The organism is Martelella alba, assembly GCF_005217455.1.
GTDB lineage: Bacteria > Pseudomonadota > Gammaproteobacteria > Enterobacterales > Enterobacteriaceae > Acerihabitans.
The window spans coordinates 1-21,268 of the sequence record NZ_SZPQ01000002.1; the positions used below are offsets into that span (position 1 = coordinate 1).

At 60.9% G+C, this 21,268-nt stretch carries 22 protein-coding genes and 1 riboswitch; all 22 genes read right to left on the reverse strand.

Features of this window, described 5'->3' with window-relative positions:
- Positions 1-555 precede the first annotated feature (555 nt).
- The 22 genes from FCN80_RS02385 to pocR all read right to left on the reverse strand — a co-directional run bounded on the left by FCN80_RS02385 (position 556) and on the right by pocR (position 21,242).
- Complete coding sequence (locus tag FCN80_RS02385) at positions 556-1,137, reverse strand: TetR/AcrR family transcriptional regulator (RefSeq protein ID WP_136988296.1); 582 nt, start codon at positions 1,135-1,137, stop codon at positions 556-558.
- 108 nt (positions 1,138-1,245) lie between these two features.
- Complete coding sequence (locus FCN80_RS02390; protein WP_230492448.1) at positions 1,246-2,844, reverse strand: DHA2 family efflux MFS transporter permease subunit; 1,599 nt, start codon at positions 2,842-2,844, stop codon at positions 1,246-1,248.
- Positions 2,841-3,923 (reverse strand): HlyD family secretion protein, encoded by a 1,083-nt coding sequence (locus FCN80_RS02395; protein WP_230492449.1) that lies wholly within the window; start codon positions 3,921-3,923, stop codon positions 2,841-2,843. The genes FCN80_RS02390 and FCN80_RS02395 overlap by 4 nt, the downstream gene beginning before the upstream one ends.
- Positions 3,920-4,474 carry a winged helix-turn-helix transcriptional regulator gene (locus FCN80_RS02400; protein ID WP_136988297.1) on the reverse strand — a complete coding sequence of 185 codons (555 nt, stop codon included), beginning with the start codon at positions 4,472-4,474 and terminating at the stop codon, positions 3,920-3,922. The genes FCN80_RS02395 and FCN80_RS02400 overlap by 4 nt, the downstream gene beginning before the upstream one ends.
- 85 nt (positions 4,475-4,559) lie before the next feature.
- Entirely contained in the window at positions 4,560-5,618 is a 1,059-nt protein-coding gene (cobT, locus tag FCN80_RS02405; protein ID WP_136988298.1) for a nicotinate-nucleotide--dimethylbenzimidazole phosphoribosyltransferase, read from the reverse strand.
- Between the two features lie 20 nt (positions 5,619-5,638).
- On the reverse strand, positions 5,639-6,241 hold the full coding sequence (gene cobC, locus FCN80_RS02410) for an alpha-ribazole phosphatase (protein ID WP_136988299.1): 603 nt from the start codon (positions 6,239-6,241) through the stop codon (positions 5,639-5,641).
- 102 nt (positions 6,242-6,343) lie between these two features.
- A complete protein-coding gene (gene cobS, locus FCN80_RS02415) occupies positions 6,344-7,093 on the reverse strand; it encodes an adenosylcobinamide-GDP ribazoletransferase (protein ID WP_136988300.1) in 750 nt (249 codons plus the stop codon).
- On the reverse strand, positions 7,090-7,662 hold the full coding sequence (cobU, locus tag FCN80_RS02420) for a bifunctional adenosylcobinamide kinase/adenosylcobinamide-phosphate guanylyltransferase (protein WP_136988301.1): 573 nt from the start codon (positions 7,660-7,662) through the stop codon (positions 7,090-7,092). The genes cobS and cobU overlap by 4 nt, the downstream gene beginning before the upstream one ends.
- Before the next feature lie 28 nt (positions 7,663-7,690).
- Complete coding sequence (locus tag FCN80_RS02425) at positions 7,691-9,232, reverse strand: cobyric acid synthase (RefSeq protein ID WP_136988302.1); 1,542 nt, start codon at positions 9,230-9,232, stop codon at positions 7,691-7,693.
- 65 nt (positions 9,233-9,297) lie between these two features.
- Positions 9,298-10,020: a cobalt-factor II C(20)-methyltransferase gene (locus FCN80_RS02430; RefSeq protein WP_136988303.1), complete on the reverse strand. Its 723-nt coding sequence runs from the start codon at positions 10,018-10,020 to the stop codon at positions 9,298-9,300.
- Complete coding sequence (gene cbiK, locus FCN80_RS02435; protein WP_136988304.1) at positions 10,020-10,805, reverse strand: sirohydrochlorin cobaltochelatase; 786 nt, start codon at positions 10,803-10,805, stop codon at positions 10,020-10,022. The genes FCN80_RS02430 and cbiK overlap by 1 nt, the downstream gene beginning before the upstream one ends.
- 6 nt (positions 10,806-10,811) lie before the next feature.
- Positions 10,812-11,597 (reverse strand): precorrin-6A reductase, encoded by a 786-nt coding sequence (gene cobK, locus FCN80_RS02440; RefSeq protein ID WP_136988305.1) that lies wholly within the window; start codon positions 11,595-11,597, stop codon positions 10,812-10,814.
- Positions 11,598-11,613: 16 nt separating this feature from the next.
- Entirely contained in the window at positions 11,614-12,339 is a 726-nt protein-coding gene (locus FCN80_RS02445) for a precorrin-3B C(17)-methyltransferase (RefSeq protein WP_136988306.1), read from the reverse strand.
- Positions 12,339-13,412, reverse strand: coding sequence for a cobalt-precorrin 5A hydrolase (gene cbiG / locus FCN80_RS02450; protein WP_136988307.1), 1,074 nt, complete (start codon positions 13,410-13,412; stop codon positions 12,339-12,341). Before cbiG ends, FCN80_RS02445 begins: the two co-directional genes overlap by 1 nt.
- The gene (locus FCN80_RS02455) at positions 13,393-14,166 is read right to left on the reverse strand and encodes a cobalt-precorrin-4 methyltransferase (RefSeq protein WP_136988308.1); all 774 of its coding nucleotides are present in this window, start codon (positions 14,164-14,166) and stop codon (positions 13,393-13,395) included. Before FCN80_RS02455 ends, cbiG begins: the two co-directional genes overlap by 20 nt.
- On the reverse strand, positions 14,150-14,725 hold the full coding sequence (locus tag FCN80_RS02460) for a decarboxylating cobalt-precorrin-6B (C(15))-methyltransferase (protein ID WP_136988309.1): 576 nt from the start codon (positions 14,723-14,725) through the stop codon (positions 14,150-14,152). The genes FCN80_RS02455 and FCN80_RS02460 overlap by 17 nt, the downstream gene beginning before the upstream one ends.
- Positions 14,726-14,752: 27 nt before the next feature.
- Positions 14,753-15,508, reverse strand: coding sequence for a cobalt-precorrin-7 (C(5))-methyltransferase (locus tag FCN80_RS02465; RefSeq protein WP_230492450.1), 756 nt, complete (start codon positions 15,506-15,508; stop codon positions 14,753-14,755).
- Positions 15,505-16,629 (reverse strand): cobalt-precorrin-5B (C(1))-methyltransferase CbiD, encoded by a 1,125-nt coding sequence (gene cbiD, locus FCN80_RS02470; RefSeq protein WP_136988310.1) that lies wholly within the window; start codon positions 16,627-16,629, stop codon positions 15,505-15,507. Before cbiD ends, FCN80_RS02465 begins: the two co-directional genes overlap by 4 nt.
- The gene (locus FCN80_RS02475; protein WP_136988311.1) at positions 16,626-17,270 is read right to left on the reverse strand and encodes a cobalt-precorrin-8 methylmutase; all 645 of its coding nucleotides are present in this window, start codon (positions 17,268-17,270) and stop codon (positions 16,626-16,628) included. Before FCN80_RS02475 ends, cbiD begins: the two co-directional genes overlap by 4 nt.
- A gap of 28 nt (positions 17,271-17,298) precedes the next feature.
- Positions 17,299-18,291, reverse strand: coding sequence for an adenosylcobinamide-phosphate synthase CbiB (gene cbiB, locus FCN80_RS02480; RefSeq protein ID WP_136988312.1), 993 nt, complete (start codon positions 18,289-18,291; stop codon positions 17,299-17,301).
- The gene (locus FCN80_RS02485) at positions 18,279-19,652 is read right to left on the reverse strand and encodes a cobyrinic acid a,c-diamide synthase CobB (protein WP_136988313.1); all 1,374 of its coding nucleotides are present in this window, start codon (positions 19,650-19,652) and stop codon (positions 18,279-18,281) included. Before FCN80_RS02485 ends, cbiB begins: the two co-directional genes overlap by 13 nt.
- Positions 19,653-19,778: 126 nt before the next feature.
- Positions 19,779-19,961, reverse strand: a riboswitch (cobalamin riboswitch).
- A 357-nt stretch (positions 19,962-20,318) separates the two neighbouring features.
- Positions 20,319-21,242 (reverse strand): transcriptional regulator PocR, encoded by a 924-nt coding sequence (gene pocR / locus FCN80_RS02490; protein ID WP_136988314.1) that lies wholly within the window; start codon positions 21,240-21,242, stop codon positions 20,319-20,321.
- Positions 21,243-21,268 lie beyond the last annotated feature (26 nt).

Genomic DNA, 21,268 nt, shown 5'->3' on the forward strand with positions numbered 1-21,268 from the left:
CATCATAAATAATTTTATTTTATAACAAGGAGTTGTGTTCTTAGCGTACGTTTTCGTTCCATTGGCCCTCAGACCCCTAAACTGAGTCATGTGACATTTAGCGTAATTAAATCTGGTAAGGTATTTGATCAAACACTGCATCAGGTTTGATAAGCGCCACAGTGTCCATCCTGACACTGAGCTGAACAGTCTCCCTCAAACCACACAGATTGTTCAAGTACGCAAACACCCATGAGCTAAGGCTGGATCACTAAAGGTGAAACGATAATGGATGATTTTTTGACCAAGGAGCCCCGTGGGTTCATGCGGACTTCCATATGCACACCCGAGCTGATCGCGAGTTCGAGTACGCGGGTGATGGAAGCTATTACTACAGCATAATGGTCATAACCCTCGCTGAGGGCGTCAATCAACCCTATATGGACAGGAATAATCCAACTCACGTTGCGGCAGCCAGTATTCATCCCTGTGGCGTGGACGACCCTGTGACTTCAGTGAGCAAACGCCGTCAACCAAGAAGCCGTTTGCAATATATCGCGTACCAATCGCCATGTATCAAGGCGCCGACCGGGTGAGCAACACGAAGGCCACAGCGAAAAAATCCTCCAGCGGCTGCCGGCAACGGGCGATTTTCATGCGCACTACCGTCCCTTCCCAACTGTTGATAATAAAACGGGCCATTTTTTCCGCATCCAAGGTGGCGACAATGCTGCCGTCGTTCTGGCCTTCGCGCAGCGTTGCGGCGACGGACGCGGTCCATTTTTCCAGGGATTGGTCAATAGCCTGACGCAACAACGGCGTATTATCAGACATTTCGGCGGCCAGATTGGCGATCAGACAGCCTTTTTTATAACCGGATTCAGCGAAATGCGCCGCCATAAATTCGAAATGGCCACGCAGTCGTTCAAGTGGCGGGAGACGTTTATCGGACAGGATTTCCCGCTTGCAGTCATGCCCGTAGATGCCCAGCACTTCCAGCGCCAGTAATTCTTTGGCTTTAAAGTAATTATAAAACGAACCTTTCGGCACCCCGGCGGTATCGACGATATCCTGCACACTGCATGCGCTGAACCCGAGGGTGTGGAACCGCTCCAATGCCGCGCAAACAATCTTATCGCGAACGCTAGGTCTTGCCATGGAAAACACTTCTCTTGCAACCGGAAACGGCTTGATTATAGGAACGTCCCGCCGCATTAATCAAGAGCGGACCGCCCGTTCTGTCACAACCGCTTACCCTCGCCCCGGCTAATGTTCGGCACTCGGGACGGCGCCCTTTGCCGTATTGTGCATCAGCGGCACCAAGATGCACGCCAGGAGAAAGCACAGCATAATATCCATAAAAGTATCGCCGAAGGTCATGGTCAACGCCTCGCGGTAGGTCAGCGACCACAACGTTTTCAGCGCCGCGGTGGCCGCCGTCGCGGTATCGTCGCCAAACGCGATAAAACGCGATTGCAGCGTCTCCAGCAGACCATTCATGGCCTCATTAGGCGCGGTAAGCGATTCCGCCAGACGAAAAAAATGCACATTGGCGCGATCGTTTATCAGTGTGGCGCACCAGGCGATGCCGATGGCGCCGCCAAGATTGCGCATCAGATTAAATAGGCCGGAAGCCATCTTCAGGCGTTCCGGCGGCAAACTGCCCAGGCTCAGCGTCACCACCGGCGCGACGGCGAATTGCTGCGACAGACCGCGAAAGGCCTGCGGCAACAGCAATTCTTTCGCGCCCCAATCATGGGTTATCGGCATAAACGTCCACATGGACAAGGCGAAACCGGCCAAACCGACCAACAGTAACCAGCGTAAATCAATACGGTTGGCGCAATAGGCATAGAGGGGAATAGCCAGCAGTTGAAAAACGCCGGTGGAAAAAATCGCCCAGCCAATCTGCAAGGCGCTAAAACCCCTGACCTGACCGAGAAACAGCGGCGTGAGATAAATGGTGGAAAACATCCCCACCCCGACAATAAACGAAAAGAAACAGCCCAGGGCGAAATTCCGCTCCTTTAGCGCCCGCAAATCCACGATGGGCCTGGCATATGTCAGGGTGCGCCAGATAAACAGGATCCCCGCTACCGCGGAAATCCAGGCGGTGGCGGTGAGAGTCCTGTCGCTGAACCAATTCCAGCGCGGCCCTTCTTCCAACGTGTACTCCAGGCAACCGAGGAATACCGCCAGCAGGACAATACCTAAATAATCGGCGCCGCGCAGCAACGACAAATTGGGCCGGTCTATTTTGACCAACAGCGGAACGGTCACCGCCACCAGCGTGCCCGGCAGCAAATTCACGTAAAACAAGCCGTGCCAGGAATCATTGTCGGTTATCCATCCGCCCACCGTCGGCCCCATGGTCGGCGCCAACGAGGCGATGCCGCCGATAGTGGCGGCGGCGATGACCCGCTGTTTTCCATTGAAAAACACAAACGCGGTGGTAAACACCAGCGGAATCATCGAACCGCCGAGAAACCCTTGCATGGCCCGGAACAGAATCATGCTCTGGATATTCCAGGCCGAGCCGCACAAAAGGCTGGAAAAGGTAAAGCCGACCGCGGAAAAACAAAACAGCCAGCGGGTGGAGAGGACATGCGCCAGCCATCCCGACAGGGGAATAACGATAATTTCAGCGATAAGATACGCGGTCTGCACCCAGACGGTTTCATCGCTGCCCGCCGATAGGCCGCCGCCGATATCCTTCAGCGAAGCGGAAACAATCTGGATATCCAGCAAGGCGATAAACATTCCCAGACACATGGTGGAAAACGCGACGATTTTGCCCGCCAGCGTCAGACCGTCCGGCAGAGCGGCGGGCGGCAACGCCGCGGCCTGAACGCCGGCGCCGCTCACGGCCGCCCCCGCCTACGGCTGTCCACCACCGCGGTCACGGATAATCCCGGCCGCAGCAATCCCAGCGTACCGTCAGCCCTATCCAGAATGATGCGCACCGGCACCCGCTGGACAATCTTGGTGAAATTACCCGTGGCGTTTTCCGTGGGCAGCACGCTGAACTGGGCGCCGGTGGCCGGCGCGAGGCTGGCCACCCGACCATGGAAGACCGTGCCGGGCTGGATGTCGGCCCGAATCATGGCGCGCTGGCCGGGGCGAATGCCCGCCAGTTGATCTTCCTTGAAATTGGCGTCCACCCAGAGCCCGCGGGACGGGATGATATCCAGCAACTGGCTGCCGGCGGCGGCCCAGGCCCCCATCCTGGCCCGTCGATTGCCCACCACGCCGTCAATGGGGGCGCGGATAAGGGTATGCGCCAGATTCAGCCTCGCCAGTTCCCGGCCGGCGACGGCTTCCCCCAGCGCCGCCATAACCTGACCGCGCTGGGTATCAAGGACCGTCAATTGCCGCTGGGCCGCCAATAGCGCCGCTTTGGCCTGCTGGCCGTCGGCGAGCGCCTGGCGATAGTCCGCCTGCGCCTGTTGGAGGCTTTGCACCGATACCGCCGCGCTTGATTGCAATGTCCGGTAGCGGGCCAAATCATCGCGGGTGCGTTCGATTTGCGCCTCGTCGCCGGTAATGGCGGCCCGGGCCTGTTCGATCAGCGCTTCTTTCAAGCCGCGGGTCGCGGCCAGATTCGCCAGCGCGGCCTGTTGGGCGGCGACTTCGCCTTGCGCTTTGGCGAGCGCGGCCCGATAGTCACGGTCATCCAGACGCAACACGATTTCGCCGGTGGTGACGCGCTGGTTGTCCGCAACGTCCACCGCCGTGATGTATCCCGCCACTTTAGCGCTGATGGTGGTGATGTCGCCGCCCACGTAGGCATCGTCGGTGGTCTGTATGAACCGGCCATGGTTCCACCAATAGGCGCCGTAACCGATCATGAGCGCCACGGCCGCCGCCGCCAAGCCCAGCGCCATTGGCCGGCCTTTCCCGCCGGCGCGGCCCCCGGTATTCCGCGATGTCGCCGGCGCGTTCATTGCGCCTCACCGGGGAGACGTTTCGCCGGCGGCGCGAACCGGAAATTCTCGTCCCCCGAGGCGTGTTTCAACCACTGGAAATCCATGCGGTAACGCATCTGTTCGCTGGCCGCCGGCCCCGGTCCGAGACGGTAATCCGTCGGCGACATCCGTTGTCCGGTAACAGCGTCCACCAGCACCGGCTCGGCCGGCGCGCCGGTCTGGCGGTTAATCAGTATCGACGCCGGGCCTTCCGGGGAAAAATACGCGTTGCCCCAGGCCACCAACGCCCAGATTACCGGACGGAAAGCCCAGCCGGCCTCGGTAAGAAGATACTCGTAACGCAACGGCTTGCGGCTATAGGGCCTGCGTTGCAACAGCCCGTTTTTCACCAGGTCGTTCAGACGCCGGCTTAACATGTTGGGCGCGATATCCAGGCTGGCCTCGAACTCGTAAAAACGCGTCAGTCCATAAAACGCATCGCGCAGGATAAGGATGCTCCACCACTCCCCGACCCTGGCCAGGCTGCGGGCCACGGGACAAGACATTTCGGCGAAATCGGTTTTGTTCATCGGTCGCCCCATAGGATACTATCAACGTGATAGTATCCTATGCCACTCACTTGCATCATGCAAGTGAGTTATCTCAAAAGCGGCCTTAATGGCCCGTTGGCAATTCGATATCGCTATCGGTCAGCGTGCCCATATTGTTGTACATGGCGCAGGCGGCATCCACCAGATTCATGCCCAACGCCGCGCCGCTGCCCTCGCCCAGCCGCATCTCCAGATCGAGATAAGGATGAAGATCAAGGTAGGCCAAGGCGGTTTTCGCCCCTTTTTCCGCCGAGAGATGTGAGGGGATCAGATAATCCCGGACCTGCGGCGCCACCCGGCAGGCGACCAACGCGGCGGCATAGGACAGGAAACCGTCCAGCATAACCGGTAACCCTTCGGCGGCGGCCCCTAGCATCGCGCCCGCCATGCCGCCCAGGTCGAAACCGCCGACCTTGGCCAGCGTGTCGATACCATCCCGCGGATCCGGCCGGTTGACGGCGATGGCGCGTTCCACTACGGCGATTTTGTTGCGCAGCAATGCCACCGGAAGATTGGCGCCGCGCCCCACCACATCGCCCGGCGACGCTTCGGTCAAGACGCTGACCAGCGCGGCGGCCGGGGTGGTATTGGCCATCCCCAGCTCGCCCACGCCAAACAGGGTTACGCCCGCCGCCGCCTGTTCCGTCGCCAAATCCGCGCCAATGGCCAGCACCTGTGCCGCTTCGGCGCGGGTCATGGCCGGGCCCACGGCGATATTGCCGCAGCCCCGGCCCATGCGGCGGTCAATCAGCCCCGGCAACGGCCGTTCGCTATCAATGCCCAAGTCCACCGCCGTCACTTTCGCGCCGGCATTGGCCGCCAGCACGCAAACGCCGGTGATCCCCTTGACCATATTGGCCGCCTGGATGGCGGTGACGATACGCGGCGAGACCGCCACGCCTTCCTGGTAAACACCGTGATCGGCAATCATCACCAGGATGCTTTTATGCGCAAACGACAGCGGCCGGCGACCCATGATGCCGGCCAGTTGGACAGCCAGTTGCTCAAGTCGGCCGAGACTGCCCGGCGGCTTGAGCAATCCATCGATACGCCGCGCCGCGGCTGCCATGGCGTCCTGATCCGGCGGCCGGATGGCGTCGATAACCTGCTGGATATTTCTCATTTTTTCTCCTGAAAAGCGTATCAGCGGTCGGGTTGCCGGCCGCCGTCGTTCAAACAGGTCACGACGCAAAACCCGTCGGCGAATCGCAACCGGCTATAGGCGTCCTGACGGAAGGTAAAATGCCACATGCCGGCGGGCGGCAACCCCAATAATACCGCCAGCAACAGGCTCAGCACGCCCTGATGGCCGACCAGTAGCAGCGTTCCGGCCGGGTTTTCGCGCGCAAGCTCGCCGGCGGCGCCGGCCACCCGACGGGAAAACGCCGGAAAACTTTCGCCGCCGGGAGGAACCGTCTGCTGCCAGTCGTCGCACCAGGCGCGGTAACGTATTGCATCCTCCCGGCGCAGATCGCGATGATGGCGCAGTTCCCATTCGCCGAAATCCATTTCATTCCAGATGGGGCGGCACTCGGGCGGGCTATCCGGGCAGAGGATTTGCGCGGTTTCCTGGGTGCGCCGCAGACCGCTGGCCAACACCCGATCGAAGCGCACGCCCGCCAGTTGCCGGGCCACCTGAGCGGCCTGCCGGCGGCCGCGCGCCGTCAAGGGCACATCGCTGACGCCGCAATAGACGCCGTCGCAATTGGCCTGGGTTTCGCCGTGGCGCACCAGGTATAAATTCATGGTACTCTCCCGCGCCGCCGACAAGATGCCGCGGCGTCTGATAACCGAATAGGGCGGGTTGCGACAACCGGCCGCGACCGACGTCATCCCGCGCGGCGACGCTTACCGGCCGATACCGAGCGCTGCCAGCAAAAACAGCCACTCGAACAGCTCCACGCCGCAACCCAGGGTATCGCCGGTCTGGCCACCGAGGGCCCGGTTGATTTTCGCGCGGTAGGCGATGGCCAGAATTGCCGCGACGACAGCCGCCCCCAGGCCCGCCGGTCCGGCGACGAGACCGGTCAGCAGCGCGCCGACCAACAGCGCCAGGGCAAAGGACCGGCCATCGATTTTACCGATATAGACATTGCCGAGACCGTTTTCCCGGGCATAATGCTGGCGATACATCAATAGCGTGATAAGGCTGCGGCTGACCACCGGCGCGACAATAATAAAGGGCAGCGCGCCATTGGGATTGCCGGCCAGTCCGGCCAGCGCCAGCGCGCGAACGACAACGGCGAAAACCAGCGCCAATGCGCCATTGGTGCCGATGCGGCTGTCGCGCATAATCTCCAGCATCCGCTCCCGTTTGCGCGCCGAGAAGATGCCGTCGCAGGTATCCGCTAAACCGTCCAGATGGAAGGCGCCGGTCAGCAGGGCATTGGCCAGTACCGTCAGCGACGCCGCCAGCGGGATGCCCAATACCGATTGGGCCAACGAGAAGACCGCCGCGCACAGTCCGCCGATAATCACTCCCACGATCGGCAGCCATGCCACCCCGCGGGCATAGGCATCCAACGGCAGATTCGCCGTCCAATGCGCCGGGACCGGCAGGCGGGTCATAAACTGGATGGCCGCCAGTAACTGTTTCATGAGGCTGCCCCCGGCGCGGCGGCGTCTTTGATATGCAGCGGAATACCGGAAACCACCAGCCAGACATCGGCGGCGGCGGCGGCCAGCCGCTGGTTGACCCGCCCGGCAATATCCCGGAAGCGGCGGGCCAGCAGGTTTTCCGGCACAATGCCCATACCGAGTTCATTCGTCACCAGAATAACCGGGCACGGCGCCGCGGCGCAGGCGGCCAGCAACCGGTCGATTTGATCCGTTATCGCCCCTTCGGCGAGGGCGAAATCCATCTTTTCCGGCGCCACCAGACCGGTCTCGTCGAACAGTAAATTGGTCACCAGGGTGGTCACGCATTCCAGCAACACCGCGGCCACCTGCCCGCCTTGCCCGGTTATCACCTTATCCAAATCGCGATAACCCTCATGCGTGCGCCAATGACCGGGCCTGTCGCGCCGATGCTGCGCCACCCGCCGCGCCATCTCGTCATCGGTGACCAGCGAAGTGGCGATATACAACACCGGCCCGTTCGCCCGCTGCGCCAGGGTCTCCGCCAGGCGGCTCTTGCCGCTGCGCGCCCCGCCCGTTACCAGGATCATAACGCCGCGCCGCCGGCGCGAATCTCAATCATGAATGTTCCTCCAACGCGGCCGAGGCCGCCATAATGCGATAAATTCGTTCAATATCGATATGCGCCCGCATTTGCCGCGCCAGGGCATCGAATGACTGTTGCTTGCGTTCCCGCCATCCCGCCGGCGCCTCGCCCAGCGGCCCCAACCCGCGCCGTTCACGCAGCGCGTCAAGCAGCGTTCGGGTGAACGACGGCGAGTCGAACAACCCATGGATATAACTGCCGGCCACATCGCCGCGTTCATTGACAGCGCCGTCGTCTTGTTGCAGGTCTTGGCCGTTTTGCCGGGCCAGGCGGGCGAAGGGCCGCGCGCCCGCGCCCAGAGCGGTATGGCCCATGTGGATTTCGTACCCAAAGAGATCCTGTCCGGCGCCGGCGGCGAACACGCCGTGCGGTAGGGCCATGACCTGCGCGGTGACCTGCGTGGTGGTCTTAAGGGGGGCAAAGCGGGTCTCGCAATCCAGTAGACCCAATCCGGCCGCGGCCTCAATACCCGATTCAACGCCATCAACCACCTTGCGTCCCAGCATCTGAAAACCGCCGCAAATCCCGATAATGGGCACGCCGCGCTCATGGGCCGCCAGAATTTCCTGATCGATGCCATGTTCGCGCAGGTAGAGCAAATCCCCCAGCGTGTTCTTGCTGCCGGGAAGAATCAGAAGATCAGGCACGCCCACCGATGTTCCACATTTGACATAACGCAGCCGCACATCGGGCTGGACCGCCAGGGCGTTGAAATCGGAAAAATTGGCGATATGCGGCAGTTGAATCACGGCCGCATCCAGTTCACGGCCCGCATCCCGGCGATACTTATCACCTTGCAGCGCCACGCCGTCCTCGTCTTCCAGCGGTTCGTCGAACCAGGGCATGACGCCGACCACCGGGACGCCGGTCAAGGATTCGATTTGCGCGATGCCCGGTTGCAATAAGGCCGGATCGCCGCGGAATTTATTGATGATGACCCCTTTAACCCGCGCTTTCTCATCCGGTTGCAACAGCGCCAGGGTGCCATAAATGGCGGCGAATACGCCGCCCTTGTCGATATCCGCCACCAACAGCACCGGCGCCTCGGCCTGCCGGGCCATGCCCATGTTCACCAGGTCCCGGTCGCGCAGATTGATCTCGGCCGGGCTACCGGCCCCCTCCAGCACCATGATGTCGTATTGCGCCGCCAGACTACGGTAGATATCGCCAATCCGTCGGCGCAGTTGCGGTTTGTAGTGATGATAATCGGCGGCCCCCATATGGCACAGGGCTTCGCCCATGACGATCACCTGGGCCTGTTGATCGCTGGTGGGTTTGAGCAAAATCGGATTCATGCGGACATCCGGTTCAATGCCCGCCGCCTCGGCCTGAAACACTTGCGCCCGGCCCATTTCCGCCCCATCCCGGGTAATCCAGGAGTTGAGCGCCATATTCTGCGCCTTGAAAGGCGCAACGCGATAGCCGTCCTGGGCGAAGATTCGGCATAATCCCGCCGCCAGGACGCTTTTGCCGACGTCGGAAGCCGTTCCCTGCAACATTATCGATAAAGCCATATATCCCCCTTGGTTCGGCGGCCCCTTTGACTCGCGGGCCGTTTATCGCGGTTGGCGGCCTGGCGTCAGCACCGCCCGGCGCCGTCAGCAATGTGTTTGTTCACCAAAATAGTGGAAAAATAAGGCAGCGGGTGATCGGGCGCCAATGCGTCCAGCGCCCGGAAACATTGTTCCTGCGGCAGCGAGGCATCGGCCATGAGCAATGCCTTGTCCAGCAGGCCCAGGCGGCCGAGCATGTCCCGGATACGGGCAAACCGGCCGTAGACTTTCATTAATACCACGCAGTCATGGGTCAACAGGCCTTGCTCAAGGCGCTGCTCGTCGTCGGTACAGGACATGACCGCCAGCGACTGGTTTTCCATCGCCAGGGGCATGTGCGCGCGGGCGGCGATGCAGGCGAACGATGTGACGCCGGGAATAATTTCCAGCACGGCCCGCCGCTCCAGGCGCGTCAGTAAAAAAACCCAGGTGCTGTAGAGCATGGCGTCTCCCAGGGTGATAAAACCCACCCGCAGGCCAACCGCCGCATCAGCGATCATTTCCTCGGCCACGGCGTCCCAGGCGGCGTCTTTTTCCGCCGTATCGCGGCTCATGGGGAAATGGCGCGATTTGATCGCCGCGTGTTCGGTCAGGTATTCCCGCACGATGCCGAGGGACAGGCTGTCGCCGCCCCTGCGCCCGGCCGGCGCATAGAGCACATCCAGCGTCGCCAGGACGCGGGCGCCGCGCACCGTTATCAAATCGGCGGCCCCCGGGCCGACGCCGATGGCGTAGATGATCCCCCCCATCAGGCCACCTCCTCGGGAACGCGGTCCAACAGATGATCGACGAACATTTGCTGGATCACGCTGTTCTCCCCCAGGCCGCGCAACCAGCAAGTACAGCGATAGCCTTCCCGCTCCAACCGGCTTTTCCAGGACGCCGGCGCGTCGGAGGCCATGTCGTTCACCACATGCTCGCCGGCCACCAGCATGAGCGGCATCAGATGGATGTGGCTGACCGATTGCTTCTTAAGCCTATCGATAACCAGGTCGAGATCGGGATAGCTTTCCACCGCGCCCACCAGCGCCGGGAGCCCTTGGGCGGCCAGCATATGGTCCAGGCAGGCGTAAGCGGCGAAGGCGCGATGCTGTGTGCCGTGCCCCATAAACACCACTCGCTCGTCGTCGCCCAGCGGCGGCATTTGAGCATGCAGGGCGCTGATAAGCCGCGCATAATCCTGCTGGTCATTAAGTAGCGGCGCGCCGATATGCATCGCCGTGTAGCGTCCCCGCCAGAGGGCGGCATGATGCAGGATTTTTTCATACTCGTCGCCGTGAAGAATATGCAGCGACTGGATGGCCACGTCCCGGTAGCCCTGTTGCCAGATACCCTTCAGCGCCTGCTGGAGCGAATCGATAATGACGCCGTCGCGTTCGGCCAGGCGGCGCAGCACCATGCCGGAGGTATAGGCGCGAAACGGCGTTCTGTCGGGAAACGCCGCAGCGAGACGTTGTTCGCAGGCTTCGATATTGCAAAGCCGCGCCTGGCGGTGGGTGGTGCCGAAACTGACGGTCAAAAGTGCTTTTTTCATAACCTGTTAGTCCTCAACGCTGTTATCGGCGCCCTTCAGCCACTGATCCAGATGCCGTTCAAATTCGTCCGTCGTTGAAATCACATCCCGCCAGCGCATCGTCGGCCGACGTATAACCACGCAGGGAATGCCCTCATCGAGACAAGGCAGAACTTTATCGACATATCCCCCTTCCCGTCCCGATTCTTTGGTGATCATCACATCCGGGCGGTATTGGCGGTACAACGCCAGATTCAGTTCCCGGCTGAAAGGGCCGGTCATGGCGATAATCTGGTTAACGCCCAGGCCCAGCGACGCGCATTGGCTAATGACGTCGGGTATCGGCAATACCCGGACAATGGGCGTTTTACCGGGCAGCAAGGTCAGATAGTCGGCCAACTGTTTGCTGCCGGTGGTGAGCAGAACACGGGGGCCAAACCGGCCGGCCAGCCGGCAAGCGCCGGCGATGTCGTCCGCCATCAGTAAGTCGGGGTGTCGGACGGCGTCGATTTCGCTCGGCCGTTCATAGCGGGTCAGCGCCAGGCCCAGCGCCCGGCAAGCATCGGCCAAGGTGCGCGAAGCCTGTTGCGCGTAAGGGTGCGAGGCGTCTATTACCCAGCCGGCGTTCTCCAGCCAGTCCGCCATGCCCGCCTGATCGAGCCGGCCCACCTGGCGGGCGCCGCCCACGCCGGCCGCCAGGGCCTCGCCGGTGGCGGTGGCCACCGACAGACTGTAAGGCACGCCGCGGCGCGTCAGGATCCGACACAACGCCAGGGCGTCCGACGTTCCCCCCAAAATGTGCACCGCCTTCATAACGCGCCCACGTGGGTCATGACAGATAACCCCGAGGCGTAATCATCAACCCGTCCTGGCAATACGTGGCCTGGTTGCCGACAACCACCAAACAGGTCATATCCACGGGGGCGAAATCCATTTCGCCCAAGGTGGTCAGCCAATGCGCCTCTTTTTTACGGCCGGCGGCGCGCACCACCCCCACCGGGGTCTGCGGCGATTTGTGCCGCAAGAGCAGCTCGAAGGCGCGCGCCAGATGATCCGGACGACCATGGCTGCGCGGGTTATAGAAGCAGACGACGAAATCCGCCTGGGCCGCGTGCAAAATCCGGTTTTCGATTACCGGCCAGGGGGTCATCAAATCACTCAGGCTGATATGGCAATAGTCATGCATGAGCGGCGCGCCCAACAGGGCGGCGGCGGCGGTACTGGAGGTCATGCCCGCAATAAGCCTGACCTGGACATCCAACCGCTGCCGGGTGGTCAGTTCCAGAATCAGGCCCGCCATACCGTAGATACCGGCGTCGCCACTGCTGATCAGCGCCACTTTATTGCCGGCCGCCGCCAGATCGAGGGCCGTCTGGCAGCGTTCTATCTCTTTGCACATGCCGGTTTTAATGACCTGTTTGTCGCCGGTGAGGTGCTTTACCAGATGGGTATAGGTTTTGTAACCGACAATAATGTCGGCGTCGCGAATGGCCTCGAGGGCTTCAAGGGTCATGGCGCCCTGATTGCCCGGCCCGATGCCTACCACATACAGCATCAGCAGGATACTCCTAAGGTGATGGTCACGCCCTGGGTGCGCAAGGTATCGCCCACCAGGCGTCCGTTGCTCATCAACCAGGCGACCGGTTGGGAAACGCTGCCGATGCCGGTGATGCGCCGGACGAATTCCGATACCGGGAAACGCGCCGCCACCGGTTTGAGAATATCGACAGAAAAGGTTTCAAAGGGCACGCAGCATCGGTTGGCCAGGTGGCGCAGCGCCGGCTCGTCTCGTTTAATGGAGGCGCTGCCGATGGCGCTCAGGGCTAAGGGGTCGATATGCAGTTTGGCCAACTGCCGCCATAACAGGTCGGCCACAACGGCCGGCGAGGTATCCCGCCGACAGCCGATGCCGGCCACCACGCAGCGGGGCACCAGCTTATAAACCGGTACCGGCAACACCGGTTCGTCATCGCGCAAACTCACCAGCACCAAGGCGTCCAGTTCCGGTAAATCCGCCAAATCGGTAATCAGGATAAAACCCCGGGTATCGCAATATTCTTCCGGCCACTGCATTTTGATGGCGGAAAGCGAATCGCGATCCCAGAACAACCCCACTTTGCCGCCGCTCACCAATAACTGATTAATTTTTTTGGTTTTTTCACGAAAATCCCGCATGGTGGCGTTCAACTGTTGGGCCAGCACATCCAACGCCGCCAGCTGGTTGACATCGGTGGCGGTGGTGATGACCGGTTCGGCGCCCAGCAGCGCGGCGATATAGCGGGTCAGCGCGTTGGCGCCGCCCATATGGCCGGAAAGCAGACTGATGGCATGATGGCCCTGATCATCAATGACCACGACGGCGGGATCGCTGAATTTATCCTTCACCAACGGGGCTATCAGTCGAACGGTCAGTCCCGTGGCGCAGACGAAAATCAAGGCGGAATATTGATGGAACACTTGCGCGACGGTTTGGGCGAATGTGCCGCGAAAAGGCTCGAAACCCGGCTCCAGCAGCGCCTGACTGGTAAAGCAGGTTACCGGTATCCGGTCGGACAGCCTTTTCGCCAGCGTAACGCCGCCGGGCGTCAGGCAAAACAACGCGATCGACTCAGGCTTGACGATATTCATGGGTGAATCCGGCATCGTAAAGTTTGGAATAGTGGTACTCGTCGCCCAAAAAGGCGCCCACCAGGATCAACGCGGTCTTACCGATCCCCGCTTCCCGCGCGCGCCCGGCAATATCGCCGAGGGTGCCGCGCACGTTTTTTTCCTCCGGCCAGGTGGCTTTATAGATCACCGCCGCCGGCGTGTCGGCGGGATACCCCCCCGCCATTAGCTGGCCGACCACCTGTTCAATGGCCTGCACCGACAAAAAAATGGCCATGGAGGTCCGGTGGGCGGCAAAGGCGGCCAGGGATTCCCGCGAGGGCATCGGCGTTCGCCCCGCCATACGGGTAATGATCAGGCTTTGCGATACCTCGGGTACGGTATATTCCACGCCCAATTGCGCCGCCGCGCCGAGAAAGGCGCTGACGCCCGGCACGGTGCGATGGCCGATGCCCCGTTGCGCCAGTTCTTCGATTTGTTCGCGCAGGGAGCCGTACAGGGAAAGATCGCCGGTTTGCAACCGGACCACCAGCCGCCCTTCGCCTATGCCCCGGCACATCATGTCAATGATGTCCTCCAGCGCCATTCCCGCGCTGTCGAAGCATTCCGCCTGCGGCCGGCAATACTCCAGCAACGCGGGGTTGATGAGCGAGCCGGCGTAAATCACCACATCGGCCTGGCTCAGCAGGCGATAGCCTTTAAGGGTAATCAGTTCCCGATCACCCGGCCCGGCGCCCACGAACCATACCAGACCGTGATCAAAAGACTCCGTCATGGGGTTTCTCCTTCTGACAGGAAAGAATATAAGCGGGATTATTGGGTTTGAAATAATGTCCTCCGCCCAGCCCAGCCAGGGCGGAAATTTGCATCTGGATACACTCCAGTTGGTCAAACCTTCCCGCCGTCAGACAATCCAACGCCTCTCGAAGGTTTTCCAGCAAGATCAGATTGACGACCAGCCGGCCGCCCGGCGCCAACAGCGTATCGGCCCAGCGGATGATATCGCCAAGACGGCCGCCGCTGCCGCCGATGAAAACCGCATCGGCTTGCACTGCCAGCGGTAGCGGCGCTTCGCCCGGCAGGATATCCACCCGCTTCAGACCGAACCGTCGGCAGTTGCGGCCGATAAGCGCCAACGCCTCGGGGTCGCGTTCCACCGCCACCACCTTCAGGGCCGGATGCCGGCAAGCGGCTTCCACGCTGATACTGCCGGTGCCGGCGCCGACATCCACCAGCAAGCGCGCATTGTCCAGCGCCAATCGGTCCAGGGCCGCCTGGCGCACCTCGCGCTTGGTCATCGGCACCGATCCGCGAATAAATTCGTCATCCCTCATCCGAAGCTCCTTTGGCCGGCGGCCGGGTTATTGTTCATCAAGGATCACCACCACATTCATGTCATAGGCCCGCGCCACCTGTTCTGGAAGCAGAATATGGATTCGCTCGTTCGGATATGACAGGTTTTCACCCACCACCAGCGTGCGACGCAACGCGCGCGCCAGGATTTGGCGGGCGATTTCGTAGGGCCCGATGCGCCGGTCGGTGACCATGGCCACCTTGGCATGGCGCAAGAGAAAATCAAAATCCGGTTCCCGGCCGTGGCTGCTGGCAAGATACACCTCGTTCATCGCCAGACCCAACCGCGCGAACAAGTACTGCACCGCGCTGATGCCGGGAATGATAGCGAGGGTTCCCGGGGGCATATGCCGGCTGAGATAATCGCCGATGCCATACAGCATCGGATCCCCGGAGGCCAGCACCACTACCCGTCGCTCCCGATGGGATGCCAGCCAGTGGGCCAAATCCCCCAATGTCCGATCGAGGGGGCGTTTCTCGCCGCCGAAGTGGGGAAAACACGCCAACTGGCGCGCGCTGCCGATTAAGACCTCGCACCGTCCAATCAGACGCCGCGCCATCAACGTCAGATAAGCCTCATCTCCCGGCCCCAGCCCCACCACGCTGACCGCGGGAAGGATCTCCGCTGCGCAAACCGGCGCCGTCGCGCATATCGCGGTCGATCGCGCCAATGCCGCACCAGCCGCCGTAGGCGCCGCGGCGTCGTTCAGGGACGTCGCCGCCGTCATGACGCGGTCTGCGGACAACCCGGCCGGCGGCTTCATAGAAACGCGGCCCGCAATTCATCCACCGGCCGGCTGCTGCCCAGCACCCGCAGATCATAGGAAAACAAAATCGCGTCGCAGCGCGGCGGATGGGCGGAAAACCGCAGCAGTTCGGCCGTTCGTTCCGCCACCCGACGGGCGATTACCGGGTAAACCCGTTGCCAGCCGGCCTGGTCGATGAGGCCCATGGCTTCTTCGGTGGTCAGACAGGCCGCCACCTGATGCAGCAGGTCTCGCGGCGCGTCGCATAGCGCCAGCCAGGCCACCAGTGTCTCCATGCGGCCATCGGCGATATGACTGTGGGTATGGAAAATCCCGGCCGCCACTTTGATAAGCTTGCCGAAATGCCCCACCAGCAGTACCCGCCGGAATCCCAGCCGTTCGGTTTCTTTTAGCATATAGCCGACGAAATTACTCATAGTGACAACGTCACTAGAATTCAGCCCCAGTTGTTGCTCGACAAAACGCTCGCCGTGGTTGCCGGGGACCAGAATCACTTGCTCGCGCCCCTCCGCCCGTTTCATGCCCAACTCCAGCGAGAGCGAACTTTTCCAGCTTTCCTCCGACATGGGCGTGACGATGCCGGTGGTGCCGATAATGGAGATACCGCCGAGAATGCCCAACCGGCCGTTATAGGTTTTACGCGACCGCGCTTCGCCTTCCGGCGCGGAAATGACCACATCCGCGCCCCGCTCCGGTCCAATCGCCTCCCGCACCGCCGCCTCGATAGTCTGGCGCGGTGTCTTGTTAATGGCCGCCTCGCCCACGGCCAGGCCGATCCCGTTGCGGGTCACCCGTCCGATACCCTCGCCGCCGTCGATGACAATGGCTGAATCGCCGCGCAGACGGACCCGGGCGAAAATCAGCATGCCGTCGGTGGCGTCCACGTCGTCGCCGCCGTCTTTACGGATAGCCGCAGCGGCTTCCTGCGGGCTTATTAACGGCGATTCCACATTCAGGCGCAAGATTTGCCCGGACGGCGTGACGATGGATACCTGATCGATGATAGCCTGGCGCAACAACATCAACGCCGCCACTTTCGCCGCCGCGGTGGCGCAAGAGCCGGTGGTATAGCCTTTGCGATAGGCCTTGCCGTTATGCCAGACAACCTCTTCCATCATTCCTCCCGCAACCGGTACAATACGGCATTGACGATGGCGGCGGCGATATTGCTGCCGCCCTTACGTCCCAGCGCGGCGATACAAGGCAGATCGCTTTGCGCCAACGCCTGTTTGGCCTCGGCGGCGCCGACAAACCCCACCGGCACGCCGATTACCGCCGCCGGCCGCGCGCCACGGCCTTGCCGGCAATGCTCCAGCAAACGGAACAGCGCGGTAGGCGCATTGCCGAAAACAAACAGACTCGGCCCCGGTTCGTCCACCGCCCGGTCCACCGCCGCCATGGAGCGGGTAATGCCCTCCCGCCGCGCCAGCGCCGCCACCATATCGTCGTCGACATAGCAGCGCACGGTACAACCCAGCCGCCGTAGCTCGCGCTTATTGATGCCGGACAGCGCCATGGTGGTGTCGGTATACAGGGTGCAGCCGCGGCGGAGCGCGTCGCCTATGCGCGGCAATACGCCCTCGGAGAAATGCAAAATTCCGAGCCAGTCGAAATCAGCGCTGGTATGGATCGCGCGGAGGATAACGCTTTCCTGCCCGTCGTCGGCGAAACGAAACGCCGGATAATCGCGGGCGATGATCCGCCGGATAATGTCAAAACTGGTCTGTTCGATTTGCTGCGGCTGTTTAATATAATCCATCTCTCTCTTTCCCTCCGGGCGCGGCCCGTCAAACGACATTGGCCGCGCCGACGCGCAGCAGCAAGAAAAACGCCAGCGCCAGCGCCGACGCCAGGTACATCAACCGGATGGCGGCATTGATATCCTCCAGCGCGATATCGCGCCGCGCGTCGCCAATCCAGGGTTTTTCCACCCGCTGATTGAAGTAGTGGTTGGGGCCGCCCAAACGGATACCCAGGGCGCCGGCCACCGCGGCCTCCGACCAGGCGCAATTCGGACTTTTATGGCAATGGCGATCCCGCCAGCCGATACGCCAGGCCGAACGCCAATCCAGGCCGAGCATTCCCGCCGCCAGCGCCAGCGCCACCCACCCCAGCCGGGCCGGCAGCCAGTTGGCCAGATCGTCCATTTTGGCCGACACATAACCGATAGCGCGGTATTTCGGCGTCAGGTAACCGACCATCGAATCCAGGGTATTAACCGCTTTATAGGCCATGGCCAGCGGCACGCCGCCGACAAACAGCCAGAACAACGGCGCGATAACGCCGTCGACGCTGTTTTCCGCCACGGTTTCCACCACGGCGCGCATGATTTGCGGGCGGGATAATTGCCCGGTGTCGCGACCGACGATAAACGACAAATGATGACGGCTTTCAGCCAGCGTCCCGGTCCGCAAGGCGCGATAAACCGTCATGGCCGCGTCGCGCAGGCAACGGGTGGCAAGCAGGGTATACACCAGCCATGTCTGCACCAGCCAATGCAGCCAGGGAACGAATGACAACAGCCGCAATAACGCATCCGCCGCCAGCCAGGCGCCGCCGACCACCGCCAGCCAAAGCAGGCCGCCTCCCGCGTACAGCGCCGGTTCGCCGCGGCAATAACGGCGGATGAGCCGTTGGATCAGTTCAATGCCGCCGCCTATCCAACGCACCGGATGCGGCCAATGAGGCGGATCGCCAAGCCAAAGATCCAGCAGATAGCCGGCGACAAAAGCGCCGAGGGTGGCCCAAACCCCGCTTTGCAACACCGTCAAGCCTGGCATAATTGCGCGCACCCCGCATCCAGCCACCGCTGTAACAACGCGGGGCGCTGGTAGAATTGCACATGCAGATAGCCCGCCAGGAGCGTGGCGCCGCCATAACCTCCCGGCCAGCGCTTGACGCTGCCGTCGGCTGTGGTTTTCGTTAGGGTGAATAGCGGCGTCTCGTCGGTCAGGTATTCGGAATGATGGAACTCGTGACCGCGCAGCGTTTCGCCGCGGGCGGCCAAAAGCGTGTCCTGCAAGGCCGTGCCCGCGCAATACCCGAAGCGTTTAAGCCCCGGGCTCATGCGGCTCACGCCGCGCAATAATCCGACCATGGCATGTTCGATGCCGTCCTGATCGATAAGCGCGCGGCCCAAATACATCAGACCGCCGCATTCGGCATACATGGCGACGCCGGAAAGGCCGGCCCGCCGTAACGCCTGTCGCATGGGCTCATTGTCGGACAATTGCCGGGCGAACAGCTCGGGAAATCCGCCGCCGAGGTAAATCATCTGGCAAGGCGGCAAATCCCGATCGCGCAGCGGACTAAACGGCGTGATGCGCACCCCTGCCTCGCGCAGCAGCCGTAGATTGTCGGGATAATAAAAATTGAAGGCATCGTCCTGGGCCAGCGCCAGGGTTAACCGCGAATAACGTGTATCGGCGGGCGGGCGCGGCAACGTTCCCACGACGGATTGGCAATGGGATAACGCCAACAGGCCGGCGAGATCGATATGCCGTTCCACACTGTCGGCCAACGCATCCCATTGGCTTTCCCGCCGCTCGATTTCTCCGGCCGGCACCAGGCCCAGATGGCGCGACGGCAGCGACCAATCCGGCAGCGGCGGCAAATAGCCCAGCACCGGAACACCGCAATGACGCGCAATGGCGTTTTTGATTAGCGCGAAATGATTTTCCGACGCCACGCGATTAACAATCACGCCGGCAATCGGCACCCGCGGATCGATATGCTGAAACCCCAGGACCAGGGCGGCGGCGGAAGCCGCGATGGCCTTGCCATCCACCACCAGCACCACCGGAATGCCCAGTTGTTTGGCCAGCGCCGCGCTGCTGCATCTGTCGTCTTCGGAACCCAGCCCATCGTACAGTCCCATTACCCCTTCGACGACACCGATATCGGCGCCGGCCATCTGCCCGTTGAACAAGCCGACCAGCGTCCCGGCATCCAGCATGAACGCATCAAGGTTATAGGAGGGGATTCCGCTGACCGCCTGATGCCAGCCGGTATCGATATAATCGGGGCCGCACTTGAACGGCTGCGCCCGCAATCCACGCCGCGCCAAGGCCCTCAGCAGTCCGAGTGTCACCAGAGTCTTGCCCGTACCGCTTTGTATGCCGCCGATGAGTATCGCTTGCATGATCGTTCCGTTAAACCCGGCGACGGCGCCAGGGATTGTCGCAAGCAACAACGACGGAACGACCGGTTCCGCAGGTATTGCCGGGACAACCCGCTTCCCGCCGAAGGGGTCGTTTCCGGGCCGGTTAAGGCCTATGGCATTCAGGCAGGTTTTCTGGCTTTGCGTCATCCGCCTCCGGACCTTCCCAATCGTGGACGATCAGTGGTTGCTCCAGATTTGTCGGCATTACAGCAGCGGGGGCTGCGGAGGCTTTTCACCTCCTTCCCTGACGGCCTTTCGGCGCGTCGTACCTGAATACGTTGTCCGATGCTTGATTGGCGGCGGCGATAGTCGTCGGCCAATCAGTGTGAACCCGGGTCATGAAACGCGTTGTCGCCTTGCTTCAACGCGTCATGTTTTAGGTTATCCCTACTGTAAAATAACTCTTGGTGAATATACCCCCTTCCGGATCAAAAAAAATGACCGTGACAAGGATTTTTTTATGATTTTATTGACGAGGTATAACACTTTTTAGTGATCATCGCCGCGACACACCCGGTGAAATCGCCATCGCCGGGCTGTTTTTTACTCCATTGGAATAAGAAAAAATTGTGTTGGCTGGATATTAAAAATGCGATAGGGATCGTGAGAAAAAAATGTCGAGACCGAAAAAAGAATTATCGCGGGTTAATTATAAAGCGCGACGATATCTTTATTCTCCGGCGGCAACATATGTTGTTCGCGATAAGCTTGCGGGGTAATGCGATACGTTTGGCGAAACACCTTGCAGAAATAGCTGGCCTGGGAAAACCCCAGATTCCTGGCAATCGTGGCGATGGGCCAATCGCTTTGCTCCAGCATTTGCCGGGCGCTTTCCATACGCAATTGATTAACGTAAGCATTGAAACCGATACCCTGGTATTTTTTGAACAATTTACTGAAATAGTAGGGGCTGAGATACACCAGGGCCGCCACATCTTCCAGACGCAGGTCTTCGGTATAATGGCCCTCAATGTAGCGCAACGCCTTTTTCATTTTGCCATCGTGCTGGCTCGGCACCAGAGCGCGGCGCGGCGGCGCGGCGGCGTGATCTTTGAAAACCACCACTTCCAGCTGTTGTTTCAGATAGTTATCAACAATCATTTTCAACAGTTCGGCGGAAGAAATCAACCGATCGAAATCCACCACCGGTATTTTTTCGAAATGGGTAGTAAACTGATTATCCTTGCGCCAGGCGGAACTGGTACAGTCCTGCACCGAGGGCAGAACGACCGTGTCATGCACCCTGACCTGCCCGCAAAGCACAAATCCCACCAAATGGCCGCTTATCAGTAAGGGAATGGAAAAATCGGTCAAACCCGCATGGCAGCGGTATATACATGGCTGATTGGATTTGGAGGCCTCAAGGCCGCCGCAGCGGTCGCTCATCCGGCAACGCCGGCTCATTTCGGGATCCTGGCGCATCATTTGACAAAAGGGGGTGAAATTATATAACTCCGAGACTTCCTCGCCGTGGATATTCACCACCACGACCGCCAGATTGGTGGCTTTAGCGAAATCCTGCGCGATTTTATTTATCAATTCCGAATCCATGAAGCTGCTGGAATTCATACCGGCCTCTCTCGCGCTTTACTAAT

Excerpts from the sequence above, each read along its gene's own strand:
- FCN80_RS02385 (WP_136988296.1), bottom strand. The coding sequence starts at position 1,137 with ATGGCAAGACCTAGCGTTCGCGATAAGATTGTTTGCGCGGCATTGGAG.
- FCN80_RS02395 (WP_230492449.1), bottom strand. The coding sequence starts at position 3,923 with ATGAACGCGCCGGCGACATCGCGGAATACCGGGGGCCGCGCCGGCGGG.
- FCN80_RS02400 (WP_136988297.1), bottom strand. The coding sequence starts at position 4,474 with ATGAACAAAACCGATTTCGCCGAAATGTCTTGTCCCGTGGCCCGCAGC.
- cobT (WP_136988298.1), bottom strand. The coding sequence starts at position 5,618 with ATGAGAAATATCCAGCAGGTTATCGACGCCATCCGGCCGCCGGATCAG.
- cobC (WP_136988299.1), bottom strand. The coding sequence starts at position 6,241 with ATGAATTTATACCTGGTGCGCCACGGCGAAACCCAGGCCAATTGCGAC.
- cobS (WP_136988300.1), bottom strand. The coding sequence starts at position 7,093 with ATGAAACAGTTACTGGCGGCCATCCAGTTTATGACCCGCCTGCCGGTC.
- cobU (WP_136988301.1), bottom strand. The coding sequence starts at position 7,662 with ATGATCCTGGTAACGGGCGGGGCGCGCAGCGGCAAGAGCCGCCTGGCG.
- FCN80_RS02425 (WP_136988302.1), bottom strand. The coding sequence starts at position 9,232 with ATGGCTTTATCGATAATGTTGCAGGGAACGGCTTCCGACGTCGGCAAA.
- FCN80_RS02430 (WP_136988303.1), bottom strand. The coding sequence starts at position 10,020 with ATGGGGGGGATCATCTACGCCATCGGCGTCGGCCCGGGGGCCGCCGAT.
- cbiK (WP_136988304.1), bottom strand. The coding sequence starts at position 10,805 with ATGAAAAAAGCACTTTTGACCGTCAGTTTCGGCACCACCCACCGCCAG.
- cobK (WP_136988305.1), bottom strand. The coding sequence starts at position 11,597 with ATGAAGGCGGTGCACATTTTGGGGGGAACGTCGGACGCCCTGGCGTTG.
- FCN80_RS02445 (WP_136988306.1), bottom strand. The coding sequence starts at position 12,339 with ATGCTGTATGTGGTAGGCATCGGGCCGGGCAATCAGGGCGCCATGACC.
- cbiG (WP_136988307.1), bottom strand. The coding sequence starts at position 13,412 with ATGAATATCGTCAAGCCTGAGTCGATCGCGTTGTTTTGCCTGACGCCC.
- FCN80_RS02455 (WP_136988308.1), bottom strand. The coding sequence starts at position 14,166 with ATGACGGAGTCTTTTGATCACGGTCTGGTATGGTTCGTGGGCGCCGGG.
- FCN80_RS02460 (WP_136988309.1), bottom strand. The coding sequence starts at position 14,725 with ATGAGGGATGACGAATTTATTCGCGGATCGGTGCCGATGACCAAGCGC.
- FCN80_RS02465 (WP_230492450.1), bottom strand. The coding sequence starts at position 15,508 with ATGAAGCCGCCGGCCGGGTTGTCCGCAGACCGCGTCATGACGGCGGCG.
- cbiD (WP_136988310.1), bottom strand. The coding sequence starts at position 16,629 with ATGATGGAAGAGGTTGTCTGGCATAACGGCAAGGCCTATCGCAAAGGC.
- FCN80_RS02475 (WP_136988311.1), bottom strand. The coding sequence starts at position 17,270 with ATGGATTATATTAAACAGCCGCAGCAAATCGAACAGACCAGTTTTGAC.
- cbiB (WP_136988312.1), bottom strand. The coding sequence starts at position 18,291 with ATGCCAGGCTTGACGGTGTTGCAAAGCGGGGTTTGGGCCACCCTCGGC.
- FCN80_RS02485 (WP_136988313.1), bottom strand. The coding sequence starts at position 19,652 with ATGCAAGCGATACTCATCGGCGGCATACAAAGCGGTACGGGCAAGACT.
- pocR (WP_136988314.1), bottom strand. The coding sequence starts at position 21,242 with ATGAATTCCAGCAGCTTCATGGATTCGGAATTGATAAATAAAATCGCG.